The 20397-nt window shown below is 47.5% G+C and carries 16 protein-coding genes; 2 read left to right on the plus strand and 14 right to left on the minus strand.

The features are described from left to right. Positions 1–4 precede the first annotated feature (4 nt). Genes recG through FC20_RS01080 form a run of 3 tightly spaced genes read right to left on the minus strand, consistent with a single transcriptional unit; the run spans position 5 to position 4090 of the window. On the minus strand, positions 5–2044 hold the full coding sequence (gene recG, locus FC20_RS01070) for an ATP-dependent DNA helicase RecG (RefSeq protein WP_008459820.1): 2040 nt from the start codon (positions 2042–2044) through the stop codon (positions 5–7). Continuing rightward, on the minus strand, positions 2044–3708 hold the full coding sequence (locus tag FC20_RS01075) for a DAK2 domain-containing protein (RefSeq protein WP_008459819.1): 1665 nt from the start codon (positions 3706–3708) through the stop codon (positions 2044–2046). Before FC20_RS01075 ends, recG begins: the two co-directional genes overlap by 1 nt. Positions 3709–3727: 19 nt before the next feature. After that, on the minus strand, positions 3728–4090 hold the full coding sequence (locus FC20_RS01080) for an Asp23/Gls24 family envelope stress response protein (protein ID WP_008459818.1): 363 nt from the start codon (positions 4088–4090) through the stop codon (positions 3728–3730). Positions 4091–4264: 174 nt separating this feature from the next. Between FC20_RS01080 and rpmB the strand changes: the two genes are divergently transcribed. Continuing rightward, positions 4265–4450, plus strand: a complete 186-nt coding sequence (gene rpmB, locus FC20_RS09925) for a 50S ribosomal protein L28 (protein WP_008459817.1) — start codon at positions 4265–4267, stop codon at positions 4448–4450. Positions 4451–4595: 145 nt separating this feature from the next. Here the strand turns inward: rpmB and FC20_RS01085 are convergent, their stop codons facing one another. The 10 genes from FC20_RS01085 to gmk form a co-directional block, all read right to left on the minus strand. Continuing rightward, the gene (locus FC20_RS01085) at positions 4596–7835 is read right to left on the minus strand and encodes an SEC10/PgrA surface exclusion domain-containing protein (RefSeq protein ID WP_056945279.1); all 3240 of its coding nucleotides are present in this window, start codon (positions 7833–7835) and stop codon (positions 4596–4598) included. A 200-nt stretch (positions 7836–8035) separates the two neighbouring features. Continuing rightward, entirely contained in the window at positions 8036–8725 is a 690-nt protein-coding gene (locus FC20_RS01090) for a thiamine diphosphokinase (RefSeq protein WP_008459815.1), read from the minus strand. A gap of 29 nt (positions 8726–8754) precedes the next feature. Then, complete coding sequence (gene rsgA / locus FC20_RS01095) at positions 8755–9648, minus strand: ribosome small subunit-dependent GTPase A (protein ID WP_008459814.1); 894 nt, start codon at positions 9646–9648, stop codon at positions 8755–8757. Beyond that, the gene (pknB, locus tag FC20_RS01100; protein WP_201779595.1) at positions 9649–11676 is read right to left on the minus strand and encodes a Stk1 family PASTA domain-containing Ser/Thr kinase; all 2028 of its coding nucleotides are present in this window, start codon (positions 11674–11676) and stop codon (positions 9649–9651) included. After that, the gene (locus FC20_RS01105) at positions 11666–12421 is read right to left on the minus strand and encodes a Stp1/IreP family PP2C-type Ser/Thr phosphatase (RefSeq protein WP_008459812.1); all 756 of its coding nucleotides are present in this window, start codon (positions 12419–12421) and stop codon (positions 11666–11668) included. Before FC20_RS01105 ends, pknB begins: the two co-directional genes overlap by 11 nt. Before the next feature lie 5 nt (positions 12422–12426). Then, a complete protein-coding gene (gene rsmB, locus FC20_RS01110) occupies positions 12427–13743 on the minus strand; it encodes a 16S rRNA (cytosine(967)-C(5))-methyltransferase RsmB (protein WP_008459811.1) in 1317 nt (438 codons plus the stop codon). Then, entirely contained in the window at positions 13733–14680 is a 948-nt protein-coding gene (fmt, locus tag FC20_RS01115) for a methionyl-tRNA formyltransferase (RefSeq protein ID WP_008459810.1), read from the minus strand. The genes rsmB and fmt overlap by 11 nt, the downstream gene beginning before the upstream one ends. Before the next feature lie 24 nt (positions 14681–14704). Beyond that, positions 14705–17089, minus strand: coding sequence for a primosomal protein N' (gene priA, locus FC20_RS01120; RefSeq protein WP_008459809.1), 2385 nt, complete (start codon positions 17087–17089; stop codon positions 14705–14707). Positions 17090–17159: 70 nt separating this feature from the next. Beyond that, entirely contained in the window at positions 17160–17390 is a 231-nt protein-coding gene (gene rpoZ / locus FC20_RS01125; RefSeq protein WP_008459806.1) for a DNA-directed RNA polymerase subunit omega, read from the minus strand. 2 nt (positions 17391–17392) lie between these two features. Beyond that, positions 17393–18007, minus strand: a complete 615-nt coding sequence (gmk, locus tag FC20_RS01130) for a guanylate kinase (RefSeq protein ID WP_008459805.1) — start codon at positions 18005–18007, stop codon at positions 17393–17395. Positions 18008–18193: 186 nt separating this feature from the next. Here gmk and FC20_RS01135 point away from each other — a divergent pair, with 186 nt between their 5' ends. Beyond that, a complete protein-coding gene (locus FC20_RS01135; protein WP_008459803.1) occupies positions 18194–18499 on the plus strand; it encodes a hypothetical protein in 306 nt (101 codons plus the stop codon). A gap of 80 nt (positions 18500–18579) precedes the next feature. On the opposite strand, the gene FC20_RS01140 is transcribed toward FC20_RS01135, so the two are convergent. After that, complete coding sequence (locus FC20_RS01140; protein ID WP_008459801.1) at positions 18580–20190, minus strand: peptide ABC transporter substrate-binding protein; 1611 nt, start codon at positions 20188–20190, stop codon at positions 18580–18582. Between the last annotated feature and the right edge of the window lie 207 nt (positions 20191–20397).

Consider the following 20397-nt stretch of genomic DNA (forward strand, 5'->3'; position numbering starts at 1 on the left):
TAGATTATGACCTTGCTTGTACAAGTTTATTATATTCTAACACATGCTTTAAATCTGCCAACTGATCTGCCTTGAGCTCTGGATCCTTAGCCACGATCTCCTGGGCAACTTCTCTAGCGGCCACCATGACTGGGTAGTCGCTTACTACGCTGCCCATCTTAAATTCCGGCAAACCGGACTGAGCCTTGCCAAAAAGGTCCCCTTCGCCCCGCATCTTCAGGTCTTCTTCAGCTAATTTAAAACCATCGCGGGTTTCGGCTACGATCTGCATCCGCTTTTTGCCGGCTTCGGTCTTGGGGTCAGCGACAAAAAGACAGTAGCTCTGCGTCTGCCCCCGGCCAATCCGGCCGCGGAGCTGGTGGAGCTGACTTAAACCAAAGCGATCAGCATCAAAGATGATCATCAAGTTGGCATTGGCCACGTCGACCCCAACTTCAATCACGCTCGTTGTGACCAAGATATCGATCTCGCCCTCGCTAAAGCGGGTCATGATCTCGTCTTTGTCGGCGCTGGCCATCTTACCGTGGAGCAAGACCACCCTTTGGTCAGGAAAATCATGGGTCAGCCGCTGGCACAAGGCTTCGGCGTTCTCCAGATCCATGCTTTCTGATTCCGTAATTAACGGCGTCACCGCATAAATCTGGAAGCCCTGGGCGAGCTGCTCTCTCATCAAGCGGTAAACGTCATCCATCTGGTCGCTGGTCTTCCAAGCTGAAATAATCGGCTTTCGCCCAGCCGGCAGGTGGCGGATTTCTGATAAATCCGTTTCCCCGTAAACCGTCAAGGCCAGAGACCGCGGAATTGGGGTCGCCGTCATCGCCAGGATGTCTGGGTGGTCGCCCTTGTTGATCAAGGCTAGGCGCTGCGCCACCCCAAAGCGGTGCTGCTCGTCGATGATGACCAAACCCAGCTTTTTAAAAATCACCTTATCTTGAATCAGGGCGTGAGTCCCGATCACGACATTGATCATGCCATCAGCTAGTTCCTTATAGATCTCCCGCCGCTCCATGGCCTTGGTGGACCCGGTTAAAAGAGCACAGCGGACGCCAAAAGGCTCCAGCATCTCTGAGATCTTGCGAAAGTGCTGGTTGGCCAGGATTTCCGTTGGCACCATCAAAGCCGCCTGATAGCCGGCCGTAATTGCGCCGTAGATGGCAAAGACCGCTACCACGGTTTTCCCAGACCCAACGTCCCCTTGCAGCAATCTCTGCATCTGCTTGTCGATGAACATGTCCGCAAAGATCTCATTGATCACCTTTTTCTGGTCAGCTGACAGCTCAAAAGGCAGGGACTTGGTCAAAGCAGCAACTTCGCCTAAATCATACTTTTTAGCATGACCAATTTGCTTTTTGTTGCTAGAGGACAATTGCGCCATCTGCATTTGAAAGAGGAAAAATTCCCGGAAAACCGCGCTGCGTCTGCCGGCTCTGGCTTCATCCGGATTTTTGGGATGGTGCATGGCCATGACTAGATCGCAATCAGTAAGCAGGCGGTACTTTTGCCGGATCTCATCTGGCACCGCATTGCCAACGCCTGGCAGACATTCGGCAATAGCTTGGTCAATCAAGCCTTGCAGCTTTTTTTGCTTAATGTGGCGGTTGACCGAATAAATCGGGGCCATGCCGTTATCGGCATTTTTAGCCGCCACTAGCTTATAGGCTGACAGGCTTTGCTTGCGCAGGTCATACTTGCCATAGATGGCCACCTCCTGCCCTACTTCCAGCTGCTTAGACAGCCATGGCTGGTTAAAAAAATTGACCATGATAATATCATGGTCAATTCGCAGCTTAAAGCTGACCCGGCTTTTGCGGTAGCCAAAGTAGTTCTGGTATGGAGTGGTAGCCACGATGCCTTTCAGCATCACCTTCTGACCATCATTGAGTTGATCTAAAGGCAAAGTCTCCAGCTCGTCATACCGGTAGGGAAAGTAAAACAGCAGATCATAAATGCTATAGATTCCTAAACTTTGCAGGGCTTCGCCTGTCTTGGCACCGACGCCTTTCAGGGAAGTCACAGGCATCAAAACCGCGTCATCTAAAGTCATTATTCTACCGATACCAAGAAGTTGTAAACTGGTTGACCACCATCGTGGATTTCAAATTCGAAGTCGTCATCTTCATGGCTGCCTTCTAATTGGTCAACAACGGCTTGAGCTTCATCCTTAGTAGCGTCGCTGCCGTACATCACCGTGATGATTTCAGAGTCTTCGTCAACCATCTTTTCGGTCATTTGGACAGTAGCAGCGATTGGGTCTGCGTTATCAACGACGATAGTCCCGTCCACGATCCCAATAAAGTGACCCTTATGGATTTCGATGCCATTGATTTCCGTGTCACGGGTTGCGCGGGTTACTTCACCAGACTTAACTGAATCCAATTCATCAGTCATAGCTTCCACGTTTTCGTCGACGCTAGCGTCTGGGTTGAAGGCCAACATTGCTGTCAGACCTTGTTGAATGGTCTTGGATGGCACGATCCCGACTGGAATTTCAGCAACTTCAGCTGCTTGCTTAGCAGACATGATAATGTTGCCGTTGTTTGGCAAGATGATGGCTTGCTTTGCACCAGACTTGCTGATGGCATCCATGATGTCTTGGGTTGATGGGTTCATGGTTTGCCCACCAGAGATGATCCGGTTGACCCCTTCGCTTTCAAAGAGCTTGCGGACACCGTTACCAGACGCAACAGCGATTACGGCAAAATCAACGCTTTCTTGTTGTTCTTGCTCGTTTTCAACGATCGTTTCGTGTTGAATCCGCATGTTGTCAATCTTGATCTTGCCGATTTGACCAAATTGGGAGCCGTATAAGAAGACCTTGCCAGGGAATTCGGTGTGAACGTGCACCTTTGCAATTTCCCCATCAGAAACGGCCAACAGGGAGTCTCCAAGTTCTGACAAGTAATTTCTGAATTCTTCCAGGTCAAATGGCTTCTTGCCAGGAACGTCAGCCTTTAAGTCCACCATGATTTCCGTGCAGTAACCGTTGGCGATATCGCTGGTTGCGAGTTGCCCTTGCACTGCTTGGTGATGGGTGGCATTGATCAAGGCGTTCATGTCATCTGAGTCAGGAACGTACTTGTCGTCAAAGTTTTCACCCAACAGACCTTCCAAGAAGCCTTCATAAATGAAGACCAAGCCTTGACCACCAGAGTCAACAACGCCGACTTGCTTCAAAACAGGAAGCAGGTCTGGGGTCGTCTTCAAGGCTTCCTTAGCCCCTTCAACGATGGCTTGCATTACTTCTTCTACGTCACTAGTTTCGTTAGCCTTGTTAGCACCTGCTTGGGCCCCGACGCGGGCTACAGTCAAAATAGTCCCTTCGACCGGCTTCATCACAGCCTTGTAGGCAGTAGCTACACCATTGCTAAAGGCGTTAGCCAGTTCTTGAGCGTTAAGGGTAGTCTTGCCTTGAGTAGCCTTGTAAAAGCCGCGGAAGAGCTGAGAGGTAATCACGCCGCTGTTGCCGCGCGCGCCCATCAGCATCCCCTTAGCCAAGCTCTCAGTCAAGTCGCCGACACTGCTGCTGAGATTTTCGGAAACAGCCTTAGCGCCGCTTTCCATGGTCAGATTCATATTCGTACCAGTGTCACCGTCAGGAACTGGGAAAACATTTAGATCATTAACGAATTGCACATTCTTGCTCATTCTGTGAGAAGCAATTCGCACCATGTCTCTAAATTCTTTACTGCTAATTTCACTTAAAACCAATATTGAATCCTCCGCTTGATTAGTCGTCGAGCACCTTGACGCCTTGAACGATTACGTTAACCGCCTTGGTATCAATGCCCAATTGACTTCTTAAGTTATATTTGACACTGTCTTGTACATTACGACTAACTTCAGAAATTTTCAAGCCATAACCCACAATAATATAGACATCAACAGTCACTTGATTGTCTTCGGATTTAACTACAACGCCACGCTTGTAGTTTGCCCGGCTTAAAATGCTGTCTACACCGTCTCTAAGGGCATTCTTGGATGCCATACCGACAACGCCATAGTTAGACGTAGCTGCACCACCAACAACAGTTGCAATTACACCGTTTGAAATATCAATCAAACCATACTTTGTTTTGATTTTAACAGCCATGTTCATCCTCCGTCTTATTTCCAATATACATCTTTATTTTAACATAACGAACTTGAAAGCTAACACTTTCAGATTTATTTTCGTAAAATAGTTTTGAAATTTTAGATTGAAAAGTACTCGAGTTTATGGTAAAGTCTAATAGTATGACAAAACATGTAAAGGGGGTTTAGCAGCATGGCAAAAGATTTCGTAACCGGTAAGAAGACCACTTTTGGTAACACGCGTTCACACTCATTGAACTCATCACGTCGTTCTTGGAAGCCAAACCTTCAAAAAGTTCGCATTCTTGTAAACGGCAAGCCTAAGCGCGTTTGGGTTTCAACTAAGACTTTGAAGTCTGGTAAAGTTACCCGTGTCTAGTGACTAAAAAAGCTCGTTAGATCTTTGATCTGGCGAGTTTTCTTTTTGGAAAAAATTTAAGTAAAACGATTTTGTGCATCAGTTTGTGCATCAAGATATAAAAGTCCTTGTTCCAGAATGGAACGAGGACTTTTTTTGCTACAAACTATTTCTTTTTACTTTTAGACTTTTTAACTGTCTTTTTCGTACTCTTCTTAACTGCTTTCTTGGTCTTTTTAGTCGACTTCTTGGCAACTTTCTTTACTGGCTTTTTAGTGACCTTCTTTTTGCTAGTCTTTTTAGTCGACTTCTTAGCAACTTTCTTTACTGGCTTCTTAGTGACCTTCTTTTTGCTGGTCTTTTTAGTCGACTTTTTCTTAGTCGTTTTCTTTTTAGACTTAGTCTTAGTAGTCTTCTTGGACTTGGCTGACTTGGTCTTGATTTGCTTGGCAGTCTTGTTGACGATGCCAGCAACCTTGGCCCGCTTCTTAGCGGTAGCAACGGCCTTGTCAGCCTTGGCCTTAGCTGCTTTCGCCGTTTTCAAGGCCTTCGCAGTCTTAGCAGCCTTAGACTTAGCAGACTTAAGAGTAGCTTCTGCCTTGGCCAAAGCAGTTTGAGCACTAGTCAAAGCGGCTTGAGCTGCTTGAGCAGCAGTCAGGTTGGCGTTTGCCGTCTTTTGGTCAGCTTGGGCATTTGCCAAAGTTTCTTGCTTAGAAGCTAAGTCAGCCTTAGCACTATCGGCCGTCTTTTGGAGTTCAGCCAACTTGGCTTGAGCGGCGGACAATTCCTTGTTAACGGCAGCTAGCGCTGCTTTCTTAGGAGCGGCAGTCTTTTCTACAGCAGCCAAAGCAGAATCGGCAGAAGCCTTTTCACTGTCAGCAGTCTTTTGCGCTTGTTCGGCACTGCTTAAAGCGGAATTTGCCTTAGACAATTCGGCTTGAGCTGAAGCAGCTCGGTTCTTAAGTTCAGTCAACTTAGCAGACAAGGCGTTAGCTTCACTCGTCACCTTGCTCAAATGGTCCTGAGCTGACTTCAAGGCTGCTTGAGAGTTGCTTGCGTCCTTGGTCAGAGCCTCCAAAGTCTTTTCTTGAGCTGACAAGTTGGCGTTGGCACTGTTCAGTGCCTTAGATTTTTCAGCGTATTGAGCGGTTGCCGCAGCCAATTTAGCTTCAGCTGATTTGAGGGCAGATGCAGCAGAAGCTTGCTTATTTTTAGCAGCAGTCAAAGCAGTAGCGGCATTAGTCTTGGCAGTGGTCGCTGCTGAAGCTGCACTTTGCGCCTTGGTCAAAGCAGTTGCCTTAGCGGATTGGTTATTTTTAGCATTAGCTAAAGCAGTATTAGCAGCGTCCAAGACGCTCTTAGCTGAACTGTAGGCATTTACCTTAGTGTTGTAGTCTGCTTGAGCTGAGGCTAAGGCAGTATTAGCATTATCCAGATTTGCTTTTAGAGTTGTCAAGTTGTAGGTACTTGCCAAACTTTGCGTACCTTGCTTGCTTTGCCAAGTGGAGGCATTGGTTACTGGACTTGGGTAAATGGTGTAATAGCCGTCTGCATCAGGGCCGACTTCGGTTTCTTGCCCATTTGGAACCACTATTAAGTGGAATTGTTCTGTATTACCAAAGTAGCCGTCTAATTCTGCAGTATTTGTGCCTAAACCAAAGTATGTCGTCATGTTTGAACCTGCATTTGAATATCTTTGTGCATCCAAACCTAACAAACTAACTGCATGACCATAATCTGAGTCCGCATCCTGATAAAGCATACTGTTTACTGCTTTAAAAATATCTGCCTTAACAGCATATAAACTACTTACATTTTTCGCAGGAGCACTAGTAAAAAGATTTTCAATGCCTTGACCCGAATCTGGTACTATTAGACCATAATCCTTGGCTACACTGTTTACGGCATCATTATCATGACCGTTTTCAAAAGAATTCCACTTATCATTGGCGTACTTCTTAGCAATTTCACCAGCTGCTGCCATCGCACCCTTTGACACGGAAGCCTTGCCCGCATATTGAACCATGCCAAAGCTTTCTCGAGCGGAATTGATCAAGGCTGCTGCATACTGACTGAGTTCAGTTTGTTGTTCAGCAGTCAAATTGTTTAAATCAACCTTTACTTGCTGATCAGCATCCTTGCCAAGGTATTGGCTCAAGTTAGCACCATTGGCAATAGCTTTTGCCCACGCAGTTTTTGCTTGATTCATCGCCTCCAAATTGGCACTTGTGCTGCTCTTGTAGTATGCTCTCTCAGCTTCAGCATACTTTTGCGTTGCCGCCTTGATTTCCGCATTAGCGTTAATCGTTGGGTAAGTATCATAGGCTTGTTGAGCCGCCTTTTGAGCTGCTTGGCTATTGTTCAGCTTGCTTTGGGCTTGGTCATAAGCAGACTTTGCTGAGTTGTAGGCAGTTTGAGCAGAATTTGCCTTCTGCTGGTCGCTATTGACTTCACTATCAGCCGCGTTCTTGGCGTTTTGGGCAGAAGTAAGAGCAGCTGCGGTTTGACTTGCCTTAGCGGTTGCCCGGTTTAAGGCATTTTCTGCGTCCTTTTCGGCGTTATTAGCGTTATTAGCCGCTTTTTCCGCATTGTTCTTGTCATTTTGCGCACCAGATAGGTTAACGTCATTCAAAGCCTTTTGTGCGGCACTTTGCGCATTCTTGGCATCAGCTACCGTCTTTTCCTGATCGCTCTTCTTGCTATTAGCATTATTGCTTGCCGCTTGTGCACTGTTTACGGCGCTTTGGGCACTATCTTTTTCCTTGTTTTTAGCCGTTAATTGGTCATTGGTGTCAGAAACCTGTTGGCTAGCACTATTAGCTGCCTTTTGAGATGCCTCTTGCTTAGCCTTAGCATCGCTGGCAGTCTTTGCTGCCTGGCTGGCCTTGTCGCTAGCTGCTTTAGCCTTGCTCTCAGCAGCTGTCAAGCCAGTCTTGTCGACTTCTGCTTGCGCACTCTTTTGCTTAGTTTGAGCTGTCGTTACTTGCCCTTGCTGGTCGCTAGCTGCCTTAGCCGCTTGATCAGCAGTCGTTTGTGCACTGTTTTCGGCATCTTGTGCTGCCGTTACTTGGCTATTAGCGGTATTGACCTTGTTTTGAGCAGCGTCAACTGGATTGGCATCTGCTGCAGTTTGGGCATCTGCGACCTTTTGGCCAGCGGTGTTGACAGCATTTTGCGCCGTCTTCACAGCCTTATTGGCCGCTTTATTGGCTTTGTCCGCCTTGGCTACTTGCTTTTGCGCTGCTTTTTGCTTATTTTGCGCCGTCGTCAGTTGACTGGCTGGCTTCTTAGCCTTGGTGGTCGTGGCTGCTTGCACCTTTTCCGGCTTTTGCTGGCTAAAGCTAACGGCTGCCACCCCGGCAGTGGCGACAATTGCTAGATCCTTGAGTTTTTTCCAACGATCCATAATTTCCTCCTATTTTTAAACACAGCAGTTATTTATCCTTTAAGTTTATTGTATTCTTAAAGACTGAATTGATCAATTAATTGTTTAGGCGCAATAAGTAATCAGTATTTTATATATAGAATTCCTTTTGTAAACAATATGTATAGCCTTACTTATACCCCATACCAAAGAAAAAAGCGCACCAAACGGTACGCTTAATCTTAATCATTCACATTGTCGAATCTTACCAGGTCTTTCGAGTATAAAATCGCCACGATTCCGCTCTCTAATTTCAAGGTAAAAGTATCCTGGTCTGGTAAAAATTCGTTGGAGGTAAAGGAGCGAATGTAGTCGCCGCTGTAAGGCGCAAGTTCATATAATGCCCCTGTGATTGCTAAATTTTTGACCGGAGTCAGGCAGGTCACGCCAAAATAGTCATAGTCCTGCTTTTGAATCTGGTATTGACCAGCTGACCGGTAAAAAAGCAGGTTCTGCTTGTCCACCAAGTAAAGCTGGTTGGCATATTGGCGAAGGTCAGGATTGAGAATGCCAAAGAAGTTGATCATGGCATGGTCCAGTCGCCCGCCTGTAGCCCCATAAACAAATAATTTATCTACCAAGTAGTCTTTAAAGGCAATGGCCAGCATCAGCTCAGAGTCTGTCCAGTCTTTTTTAGGAACGGAATAGCGGACATCCCCAACCGTGTTTTCCACCCAGCCAAGTTCCTCGGCCTTGAGGGAGTCAAAATCGCCGATCGCCACATCGGGTCTAATCCCCAGCTCTAGCAAAAAGAGGGCGCCCCGGTCTACCCCGATAATTAAGTCGCCAGCTTTTTGCGCAGAAACAAACCGCTCTTTAATGTCCTGGGGCCAATCTTCCTTTGGTCCACCTAACAATACATATGCATCCATTTTTCTTTTTTCCTGCATCCCTTACCACATTATTTCAAATATTCCGGAATTCGCCCTTCTTCAATTTCCGTCCGCATGGCCAAATAGTCATCATATCGGAACTGGGCGATCTTGCCTTTTTTTAAGGCATCCTTGACCGCGCACTTAGGCTCGTGCAGGTGCTGGCAGCCCCGAAACTTGCAGCCAGAGCTGAGTGCCTTGAATTCTCTGAAATAACTCGCTAAATCGGTCAATTTGATCGGTGTCAGGTCAATTGATGAAAAGCCTGGCGTATCGGCCAAGAAACCCTCGCCTAACTTAAACAGGGTCACCTTTCTGGTCGTGTGCTTGCCTCGGTTTAAACTAGTCGAAATCGCCCCAGTTTCTTGCTGGGCGTCCTCTTTGATAAAATTGAGCAAAGTCGACTTGCCGGCACCAGATTGGCCTGCCAGGGTCCAAATGTCTTCTGGGCCAATCTTGCCCGGCAACTCTTCAGCCAATTTCGCCCGGTCCAAATAAACCGGATAGCCGATTTGCTGGTAATAGGCTAACTGGTCTTTAACTTCTTTGAGCTTCTCTTCGCCTAAAAGGTCGCTTTTTGACAGGTAAATTGTCACCTGCACCCCCTGCCAAGAGAAGAAGGTTAAAAAACGGTCTAAGAGCTGCACGGAAAAGTCTGGCTCAACCGCCGAAATTACCAAAAGAACGTGGCTGACGTTAGCGACAGCTGGCCGGCCAATGCGATTTTTTCTTGGCAAGATGCTCACCAAATAAGCCAGTCCCTGTTCGTCTAGCTTCACCTTCACCCGGTCGCCAACCTGGGGCTTTTCCTTGGTCTTGCGAAAGGCCCCCTTGGCCCGGGTCCGCACCAGCCCTGCTGGCGTTTCTACGTCATAGTAGCCTGCAATCAGCGATACCACGACGCCTTCAACTAATTCCGGCATTTAGTCCCCGCTTTCGTCTTTTGACACGGTCTCATTCACGACCGTTTCCCCATCTCTGACAATCTTGATCTTGCCAGGGTTGTCCTTAATGGAAAAAGTAATCGTAAAGTCAGTATCCTTGGTAATGTATTGGTCTCGGTAAATATTGCCGATGCTGTGGTCGTCATCTTGAATGTAGATCTGGACATGGTTGCCCTTATCTTTAGAACTAGAGGAAGCTGAAGACGAAGAAGATGATGAAGAGTCGTCGCTAGAACTTGCTGATGAGCCGTCATCGCTAGCCTGGTATTCCACCGTATACGTCTTCTTCACTTCTTCGGTTTCAGCACCGGTTGAAACGACCACTTCTAAAGTATCCCCGGCTGAGACCTGGCTGCCAGCAGCTGGACTAGTGGAGATAATCTTCCCCTCATCCACGCTGTCAGAAGCCTCTTTGGTCACCTTCAGGGTTAGCTTCTTGCTCTTGGCATAAGACTGTGCAGCTGCCAAGTTCTTGCCCTTTAAGTCTGCCAAGGCAAAAGTATTCTTGCTGCTGGAGCTGGCTGCGCGTGGTTCGTCATCTAGCGGCTCAGACACCGTCAGGGCAATCGTCGTACTTGCAGCGTCGACCTTGCGGCCAGCCTTAATATTCTGGGAGATAACCAAGTTAGGCACGTATTCGTTAGAAGGCGCATATTTGACCTTAACCTTAAAGCCCAGCTTGGTCAGCTTCTTTTTCGCTGCCGAGACATTAGTACCTTCCACATCCGGCACCTTAGTCAGGTTCGGGCCTTTAGAGACCACTAAATTGACCTTGTGGCCCTTGGCAACCGGGCTGTCGGCTGCGGGTGTGGTTGAGACCACCTTGCCTTTTTTGGTCTTGCTGGAATATTCTCTCGTAACCTGGCCAATGGCTAAGCCAGATTCTTTTAAGGACACCCGAGCAGCCTTTTCTGACATGTTGACCACATTCGGCACGCGGACATTGTTGTGTCCTACGGCCAGGGCCATAAAGACCAAGATGGCTAAGATTGGAAAAATGGACCCAATCCACCACCACTTGTACTTTTTAATATTCTTCCAAATCGACCGCTTCGGCTTTTCCTTCTCTTGAGCCTCTTCAGCCTCTTTCTCCATCTTCATGACCTTGCCGTTTAAAGCCGGCAAGATCTTGGTTTCATCGTCGCGAGAGTGGCTTGGCTGAAAAACTGGCTCGCTAGCCCGGCTAGGATCCAAGCTGCTGTCTAAGTCAGCCTGCATTTCTTCTACCGAAGCATAGCGGTCCCGCGGATCCTTGGCGGTCGCTTTTAAGACCACGTTTTCCAAGGCTTGCGGAATTTCCTTATTTTGCTTGCGTAAAGACGGAATTTGGTCTTCGGCATGCTTTAAGGCGATCACCACTGGCGTTTCGCCGCTAAAAGGCACTTCGCCTGTTAGCAGCTCATAGAGAATAATCCCCAAAGAATAAATATCTGATTGCTTGGTAACCATCCCGCCGCGCGTTTGCTCCGGCGACATGTAGTGAACCGAGCCCAAAACTGAATTGGTTTGGGTGATGGCACTTTGATTCAAGGCAACGGCAATCCCAAAGTCAGCGATTTTGATATTGCCCTTTTCATCCATCAAAATATTCTGCGGCTTTAAGTCCCGGTGAATTACGCCGTGCTCATGGGCTAAAGCCATGGCCGACAGGATCTGGTCCATGATGGTGATGACTTTGGGCAAGGGAATCGGCGAATTTTCGCGGATATAGTCCTTTAAGTCAGGCCCTTTAACGTATTCCATGACCATGTATGGCAAACCGTGATCGGTCCCCACGTCAAAAACAGAAACGATGTTTGGGTGGCTTAATTCACTGGTGGCTAGGGCTTCTCGCTGGAAGCGTGCTAAAACCTTGGAATCCTTTTGCAAATCAAGACGAATAATTTTAACGGCGACTTGTCTCTTCAAAATGATGTCATCAGCTAAGTACACGTTAGCCATGCCGCCTTCACCCAAGGTGTCGACAATCCGGTAACGATCTCCAAGCAAATAACCTTTATTGATCACTCGCGCCATCCTCCTCATTTACCGCCAGGCAAACGGTGATGTTGTCTCCGCCGCCTAAACGGTTGGCCTCATTGACCAATTTATTGCAGCATTCTTGCAAAGACAAGCCTTTGGTTGCTAAAACCTGCTGAATTAGAGGGTCAGACAGGGAGTTGGTCAAGCCATCGGTGCAAAGCAAGAATACGTCATGATTCTTCATTTCAAGTTCATTATATTCTGGATCAATCGTACTCGATACACCTAAAGCTTGGGTGATGATGTTTTTCTGAGGGTGGTTCTTAGCCTGTTCCTTGGTGATTTGCCCCATCTTAACCAGCTCATTGACCAAGGAATGGTCTTCAGTCAGCTGGATAAAGTTGCCTTCAGAGTAAACATAAGCCCGGGAGTCGCCCAGGTGAGCCAGCAAAACATCTTTTTCAAAAAAGATTGCCAAGACGATGGTCGTCCCCATCCCGTTTAAGTCTGGGAAGCGGTCTGCGGCCTTCAAAATCGTTTCGTTTTCCGCCCGCAGCTGCACGTCCAGCCACTTCTTGGCCAGGCGCTTGTCGGTCAAGTCTGTCGTCATAAAATTGTGTCCTAAGTGGCTCACAGCCATAGTGGAGGCAACGTCGCCGCCTTGGTGGCCGCCCATGCCGTCGCAAACGATGGCCATGGTTACGCCTGCTTGATTCTTAAAAACCTGGACAAAATCTTGGTTGCTCTTTCTTACTCTACCAATGCTTGAAGCAAATGCTGTCTTAATCACAGGTACTAACCTCTTGTCGTAAATTTAGCAATGAAAAATCCATCACTGTTATAACTGTCTGGCAGGATCTTCAGCATCCCTTGCTCGGCTTTGACCTTGGCCGTTTTAAACGGCTTCAGGACAAAGTCTGGGTGGGCCTTGAGAAACTTTTGGACATTTTCCTCATTTTCTTCTACCGAAATCGAGCAGGTGGAGTAAACTAATTCCCCGCCTGACTTTAATAGGCCCGCGACTTCGTTTAAGATGTCGAGCTGAATTTGCGCTAAGTTGGTAATGTCCGCTGGCTGCTTGCTATAGCGGATTTCCGGCTTGCGGCGCAAAAGTCCTAATCCAGAACAAGGTGCATCTATTAGTATTTTATCAAATTCTCCCTTTGAAAAATACCCTCCCGCCTTGCGGGCATCTAAGGCTTTGGTTTTAACGCGGTCTGCTACCTGCATTCTTTGGGCATTTTCTCTAACTAAGCGGAGTTTTTTCTCATGGATGTCTAAAGCAGTGACTTGACCTTCTGACACTTTTTCTGCCAGCTGAATGGTCTTGCCGCCGGGCGCCGCACAGGAATCAAGCACACGTTCATTGCCAGTAAAGTCAAAGGCTTCAGCCACCAAACTGGCTGCTTCGTCTTGAACGGTAACTTGCCCCTCTTTGAAAAAGTCAGTCAAGATAATCCCGCCGCGGCTCAAGGAGTAGCTTCGGTCAGCTAAAGCGGATTCGACCGGGTTAAAATGGGCCTTTTTCAGGTCATAAACAACCTGTCCTTCTTTGACCAGGTTAGAAATTCTGATCTCATTTTTGGCATGGGTGTTAAAGCTGGCCATGATCTTCTCGGCCCGCTTTGGTCCCCAGTTGGCTACCAAGTAGTCGGCCAGCCATTTTGGCTCGCTATACTTGACGCTTAAATAATCGGGATCGTCTTCTTTAGGCAAAATAGTACCACGTCTTTGAAAAGAGCGCAGAATACCGTTCACCAGGCGATAGCCACTGGACTTGGGCTTGCCAAAAGCCTTGGCCAATTTATTGGCCTCATCCAAAACCGCTCTAGCTGGCACCTTGTCTAAAAAGAGCAACTGGTAAATAGACATTAATAAGAGCGGCTCAATGTAAGCTTCTTTCAGCTTGGCCTTGACCAGGCCCTTTAACTGGTAGTCCAAATACAGCTTGTTTTGCAGGGTCCCGTAAACCAGGTTGGTTGCCAGGCGCGACTCTTCAGCAGGCAGCTTAGCCCCTTTTAGTGCGTGATTTAAACTGATATTAGAGTATGAGCCTTGAGCCAAGACCTTGATCAAGGTTTCAAGGGCGATGCTGCGGGCATTAGTCTTCATCAACGATTTGGTCTCCTGCGTTAAACTTCTTACCTTGGCCATTCAAAAAGTCCTTCACCTTCATGGCCTTTTTGCCAACTGGCTGAACTTCAGTCAGGTTTAAGACGGTGGAATCAGCAAAGCTGATGGCAAAACGGCCTTGGTTTGAAACCAGGCAGCCGGCTAGCAAACTAGTATTGTCTTCAGCAACCTCAGCAGCCCAAACCTTGAGCCGCTTGCCTTGGACCACTAAGTAAGCACCAGGATCAGGGTTCAGGGCCCGGATCAAGTTTTTGGCTTCTTGTGCCGTCAAGGTCAGCGGAATTCTTTCTTCGCTCTTTTCAATGGTTGGAGAAAAGACCACTTGACTTGGGTCTTGCGGCTTTTTGACGATTTCGCCACTAGCAATCTTTGGCAGGGTTTCTAAGAGTAGGTCCCGGCCTAAAGGTGCCAGCTTTTCAAAAACTTCACCGCTGGTTTCATCTGGCCCGATTGGCAATTTAGCTTGGGCGTACATGTCGCCGGCGTCCATTTCCTTGACCATTTCCATGATGGTTACGCCAGTTTCGGCATCCCCGTTTCTCACCGCATACTGGATTGGTGCCCCGCCCCGGTACTTAGGCAAAAGGGATCCGTGGACGTTGACGGCTGCGATCTTAGCTGTCTTCAAAAAGCGTGTTGGCAAAAATTGACCAAAGGCGGCAGTGATCAAAAAGTCTGGCTGAATGGCCATCAAGGCGTTCAGGTCATCTGACTTAGACAAGCGGACTGGCTGATAAAGCGGCAAAGCGTATTTTAATGCCAGTTCCTTGACTGGTGAATAAACGATCTTTTGCTTGCGGCCCACCTTTTTGTCTGGCTGGGTAACTACGGCTTTAATGTCGTAGCCGGCCTTGATCAAGCCTTCTAAAACAGTCGCGCCAAAGGCTGGCGTCCCTAAAAAAATTACTGAATTCATCTTGTGCTTTTTCCTTTGCTTGATTTACATGATTCTTTCTGGTTCAGTGTCGATTTCAACCGTTAAGCCATACTTCTTGATTTCCTGTGCTTGGTCTTGCAGCTGGTGAAGTAGGGCATTTAACTTGTCTTCTTTTTTATATTTTACCAGGATTTGGTAAAGATACTGATTTTTTAGCCGAGAAACTGTGGCAGGCGCCGGCCCCAAAATAATGGTCGGCTGGTGAAGCTGGGCCATGAGGACTCTTTTAATGTTAAAAGCCTCTCTTGCGGCATTTTGCTCATTTTTAGAAGCAATCGTCACCAAGACCGTGTAAAAGTATGGCGGATAGTTGCCGGCCCGCCGGACCTGCATTTCTTTAGCGTAAAACAGCTCGTAGTCCTGTTTTTGGGAAAGGGCAATGGCATAGTGGTCCGGATTATAAGTCTGGATCATGACCTGCCCCTCCTTGTCGGCCCGGCCAGCCCGACCTGCAACCTGGGTCAAGAGCTCAAACGTTTTCTCTGAAGCATTGTAGTCAGGCAACCACAAGCCGGTATCAGCGTTGATGACGCCAACCAAAGTCACGTTTGGAAAGTCCAAGCCCTTGGCAATCATCTGGGTGCCTAGGAGAATATCGGCTTCGCCCTGGCCAAAGGCAGTCAAGATTTTTTCATAGCTGCCCTTGCGTCTGGTCGTGTCCACGTCCATCCGCAGGACCTTGGCAGCTGGGAAAAGCTCACCTAATTCTTCTTCCACCTTCTGGGTGCCCGTTCCTAAAAAGCGAATCTGTCGATCATGGCAGTTTGGGCAAAAAGTAGGGATAGCTTCTTGGTGGCCGCAGTAGTGGCACTGCATGACGCCCGTATCCTTGTGCATGGTGAGTGACAAGTCGCAGTTAGGGCACTTTAAGACATAGCCGCAATTGCGGCAAAGCATGAAGTTAGCAAAGCCCCGCCGGTTCAAGAGCAAAATCACCTGTTCGCGGCGGTCCAGCCGCTTTTGAATGGCCTCAGCCAGATTGACAGAGATGTCAAACTGCCCGCCAGCAAACTGGACGTGCTTTAAGTCAATCAGGTCAACTCGCGGCAGGGCCTGACTCTTGGCCCGCTTTTTCAAGGTGATCAGCTTAAACAGTCCCTTTTGCGCCCGAGCCCGGCTGCCTAATGACGGCGTTGCGCTGCCCAAAATCAGGGGACAGTGATGGTAGCGGCTTCGCCAAATAGCTACGTCTCTTGCATGGTAGCGGGGATTTTTATCCTGCTTATATGTACCTTCATGCTCTTCATCGATAATGATTAGGCCAATGTTGTCTAAAGGGGCAAAAACGGCACTGCGAGCGCCGACCACGACCTTGGCCTGCCCCCGGCGGATCCGCCGCCATTCATCATAGCGCTCGCCCTCAGACAAGGCAGAGTGGAGAACCGCCACTTCCTTGCCAAAGCGGGCCTGAACCTGAGCCACCATTTGGGGAGTCAGGGAAATTTCCGGTACCAGCATCAAGGCAGTCCGGCCAATTTTGAGGGCTTCACTGATCGTTTGCAGGTAGACCTCGGTTTTGCCGCTGCCCGTCACCCCTTCCAGCAAGAAAGTTTGGCTTTTTCTTTCTTGGACATCCTGGGTAATTGCTTCATAGGCGGCTTCTTGCTCATCGTTTAGTTTTTTCGGCTGACTTTTTTCCTTGGCTAAGACAGCAGGCTTACGATAACTTTCAACCTGCTTTTGACCCAGCCAGCCTTTTTTGACGGCACTGTTTAAGGTCGCTAAGCTAATCTTCTGCCCTTCTAGCTGCTCGCGCGTTTTAGGATAAGCAGCAAAATTCTCAAAGAGATCGGTCAAAAGCTTTTGCTGCTGAACGGCATTCTTTTTTACCTTGGTCAAAAGCTCCTGGTAGCCTTCCAGCGACAAAAGTGGCGTATACAGAACTGTCATTTTCTTCTTTGCCTTGTCTTCAACCAGATACTCGACTTCTGCATCCCCATTTTTCAAGAGCTGACTGACCAGCTTCAGCAAATGCGGATCACTAATCTTGCTTAAGTCCAGCACATCCCCGGCAAAAAAGGGCATGGCCTTGGCCCGGTCACTAACTGGCACCAGGATTTTCCGATAATTGGCCCGCATAACGCTCGGCAGCATGGTCTTCAAAATGCTGATCCGGTAGGCAAAAATTTGCTGGGCAAGATCAGCCGACAAGGCTACCAGTTCTTTGGTCAAAGGCGGCATTTCGTCTACGACTAACAGCAGATCCTTTAGTTGTCCTTGAAACTGGCTCTTTTCACTAAAGCCGACCACAAAGCCCTGCACCTTTCTATTGCCAAAAGGAACGATGACCCGGCTGCCAATGGAAATTTCTAAGCCCTCTGGCACTAGGTAGTCAAAGACGCGATCAGTCTGCCGGGCTGCCACGTCAACAATTACTTGTGCAATCACGCAATCACCTATCTTTTACAAGCAAATCCATACAAAAAGGAGCGGTTTGCTTTATCCGCTCCTTTAAAAATTATTCTGCAGCTTGGTCAGCCTTAGCTTCATGATCTTCGTCAATCGTGACCTTGCCGGCGGCGATTTCTTCCAAAGCTTGGCCAACTGGCTTTAAGTTGTGGTAGTTGTCCAAAGCGCCAGGCTTGCCAGCTTCCAATTCGTGGGCTCTCTTAGCTGCTAAAACTGAAAGGGAATATCTTGAGTCGATTTCGTCTAACAACTTGTCAATTGATGGGTAGGTAATTCTCATACTTAGTCCTCCTTAACCATTTTACGATAATCATCGATTACCCGCTTAACGCTAACGTGTTCGGCATCCACGATGGCCTTGATGTGGGAAACGGCATTGGCTACCGTATCGTTAACAACGGCATAATCATAATCCTGCATCACGAGGATTTCTTTACGGGCTTGGGCAATCCGACCCCGAATTACTTCTTCAGACTCAGTCCCACGGTGTTCCAAGCGGTCACGCAGGGTATGCAAATCTGGCGGCGTCAGGAAAATAAATACGCCATCTGGCATTTGTTCCCGGACTTTCTGTGCTCCATTAACGTCAATTTCCAAGAGCACGTCCTTGCCTTCGGCCAGCATCTGCTTGACTGGACCAAGAGGCGTGCCGTACAAATTGCCGACGTATTCATTGTATTCAAGCAGCTCATTATTAGCAATTGCCTGCTTGAATTCTTCTCTAGTGACAAAGAAGTAGTCTTTCCCATCAACTTCGCCTTCACGAGGCTTACGAGTAGTCATTGAGACTGAGTATTCAAATGGGAAAACCTTGTGTTCTACGATTGCACTTTTAACTGTCCCCTTGCCAACCCCAGAAGGACCGGACAGGACCAGCAATAATCCTTTATCTGCCATGATTGCTCCTTTTCTGACTAGTAATTCTATTTTGGACCATTCAGGCCCTTTCTTCAAGTACTAGGCAAGAAAAAAAGCTTTTTTCAAAATAAGCCTTGCATTTTTGAACACAGGTTCGTATAATAGAATCACAAACAAGTGTTCGAAGTTCTAATTGAGTTCAAATTTAAGGAGTCTGCATATATTATGTCCCAAATTGCGTCTTTTGCCAAGCATGCTGTTCAACCAATTAAGAAAGCATTTCATTACTTGTTCGCTTATGACCCCGACCGCCTGGCGATCATGCCCGATGAATTGAGTGAAAACCTGCAGCATTTGCAAGAAGCCATGCTGAACCGTTCCTACGCCCTCATCACCTTAAACGATGGTTCTTGGAAGGTGGGCAAGATTACCAAGCGCCTGTCTGCCAGCCGCTTTGTCTTTCGCGATGCCGACAGCAAGATTTTTTACCTGCTAACTGTTAACGATGTTCTAACTGTCGAATTGCCCTAGTATTTCTTTTTTGTACTTCTTTCTATATTTGAAAAAATAAAAAAGACCAGCCAAGCTGATCTTTTTAGCATATTTACTAGCTACTTGACTTCTGCATACTTAAACTGCCAGCCGCCCAAGTTGTCGTTGTAGACGTTCTTGATGCTTGGTCTGATCAGGTAAGCCGTCGTCATGTAGTAAACTGGCGTGATCCCTTCGTCTTTGAGGAGGATAGCTTCTGCTTCTTGCAGGTACTTTACCCGTTCAATTGCTGAGGCCGTCACCTTGGACTTAGCAATCAAGCTGTCATATTCTGAGTTCTTCCACTTACCATAGTTTCTGGTATTGCTGCTGGTCATCAGGTCTAGGAAGGAAATTGCGTCGTTGAAGTCGGCAATCCAAGTTGACAGCATAATATCAAACTTCCCTGCTTCCCGGCGTGCCATCCGAGTCTTGAATGGCACGGTTAAGGTTTCAACCTTGATGTTGCCCAGGTTTTGTTCCAGTTCACTTTGCAGGGCTTCAACGGTCTTTTTGCCGTTGTCCGTATCATCAGCCAGGATGGAAACAGTAATTGAAGACTTGCCCAGTTCTGCCAAGCCTTCTTTAAAGAGCTTCTTAGCCTTCTTTGGATTGTACTGGTTGTAAGTTTCAGAAGCTGAGCTGATTCCGCTAGTATATTCTTGCCCATCAACATGCATCAAGCCACTAGCCGTAAAGGTCTTGGCTGCTTTGTTGTTGCCGCCTAGAGTTGAGCAAAGGCCATTCCGGTCAATGGCCATGGAGATCGCTTGCCGGATCTTGGTATTAGCCAGATTCTTGTCCTTTTGCAAATTGTATTGGAGGTAAGCCGTCCCACCATTGTTGACCAATTGGAAGCCAGACTTCTTAGCCAATTGCTTGGTTTGCGAAGAGTCTAAGCTAAAGGCATCTAGCTTGCTAGTTTGGTAGAGGTTGTAGGCAGTTGCCGGCGTCTTTTGCACACTCCAGTTGATCTGGTCAACTTTCACATTCTTTTTATCCCAGTAGTACTTATTCTTGACCATCTTCCAAGAGAGGTTAGAGCCGGTCCAGCCCTTTTGGACAAATGGGCCATTATACAACATATATTTTGAAGCCGTCCCGTACTTTGACCCGTACTTCTTGACGGCTTTTTCTGATTGCGGGAAGAACAAGGCAAAGGCCATTAGGTTCTTAAAGTAGGGTATTCGCCGGTCCAGAGTGACGACGAGTTTATACTTGCCTACAGCTTTCACGCCAAGGCTTGATAACGGCTTTTTACCATCGGTAATCGCAGTCGCATTCTTAATGCCTTCAAAAAGGTAGGCATATTCTGACGCCGTCTTAGGGTTGACGGTCCGCCGCCAGGAATAAACAAAGTCCTTGGCCGTAACTTCACTGCCATCGCTCCATCGGGACTTGCGCAAGGTATAGGTATAGGTCTTGCCATCTTTAGAAACAGTTGAACTAGTCGCTAGCCCTGGCATGATCTTGCCACTTTTACCGGTCCGATATAAGCCTTCCATAGTGTTGCGGAGCTGGTCATAACTAATTGTATCACTAGCCTTGGACATGTCGATAGTTGACAGTTCCGCGCCGGTTGACCAAGAAAATTGCTTTTTCTCAGAACTGGATTGCTGGTTGCCGCAAGCCGTTAGCAGGGCGGCTGCAGCTACAGAAAGAAGACTTACGGCAATTTTCGAGTACTTCATTTTTTCTCCCTCACTCTCACGTTGGTAAATCTGTTTACATTATTTTTTGATTAGAATCATATTAAGGCACTTCCTTTATTTTGTCAAGTTTGTTTATTACTTTTCGTCTATATTTTAGGGCGATAGTTAATAAATTCAACATATTGTGCCAATTATCTCTTTTTCATTAAATCGTGCGTAAGCACCCAATAGCAGAGTATATTAAAA

The organism is Lactobacillus equicursoris DSM 19284 = JCM 14600 = CIP 110162, from assembly GCF_001434815.1.
Lineage (GTDB): Bacteria > Bacillota > Bacilli > Lactobacillales > Lactobacillaceae > Lactobacillus > Lactobacillus equicursoris.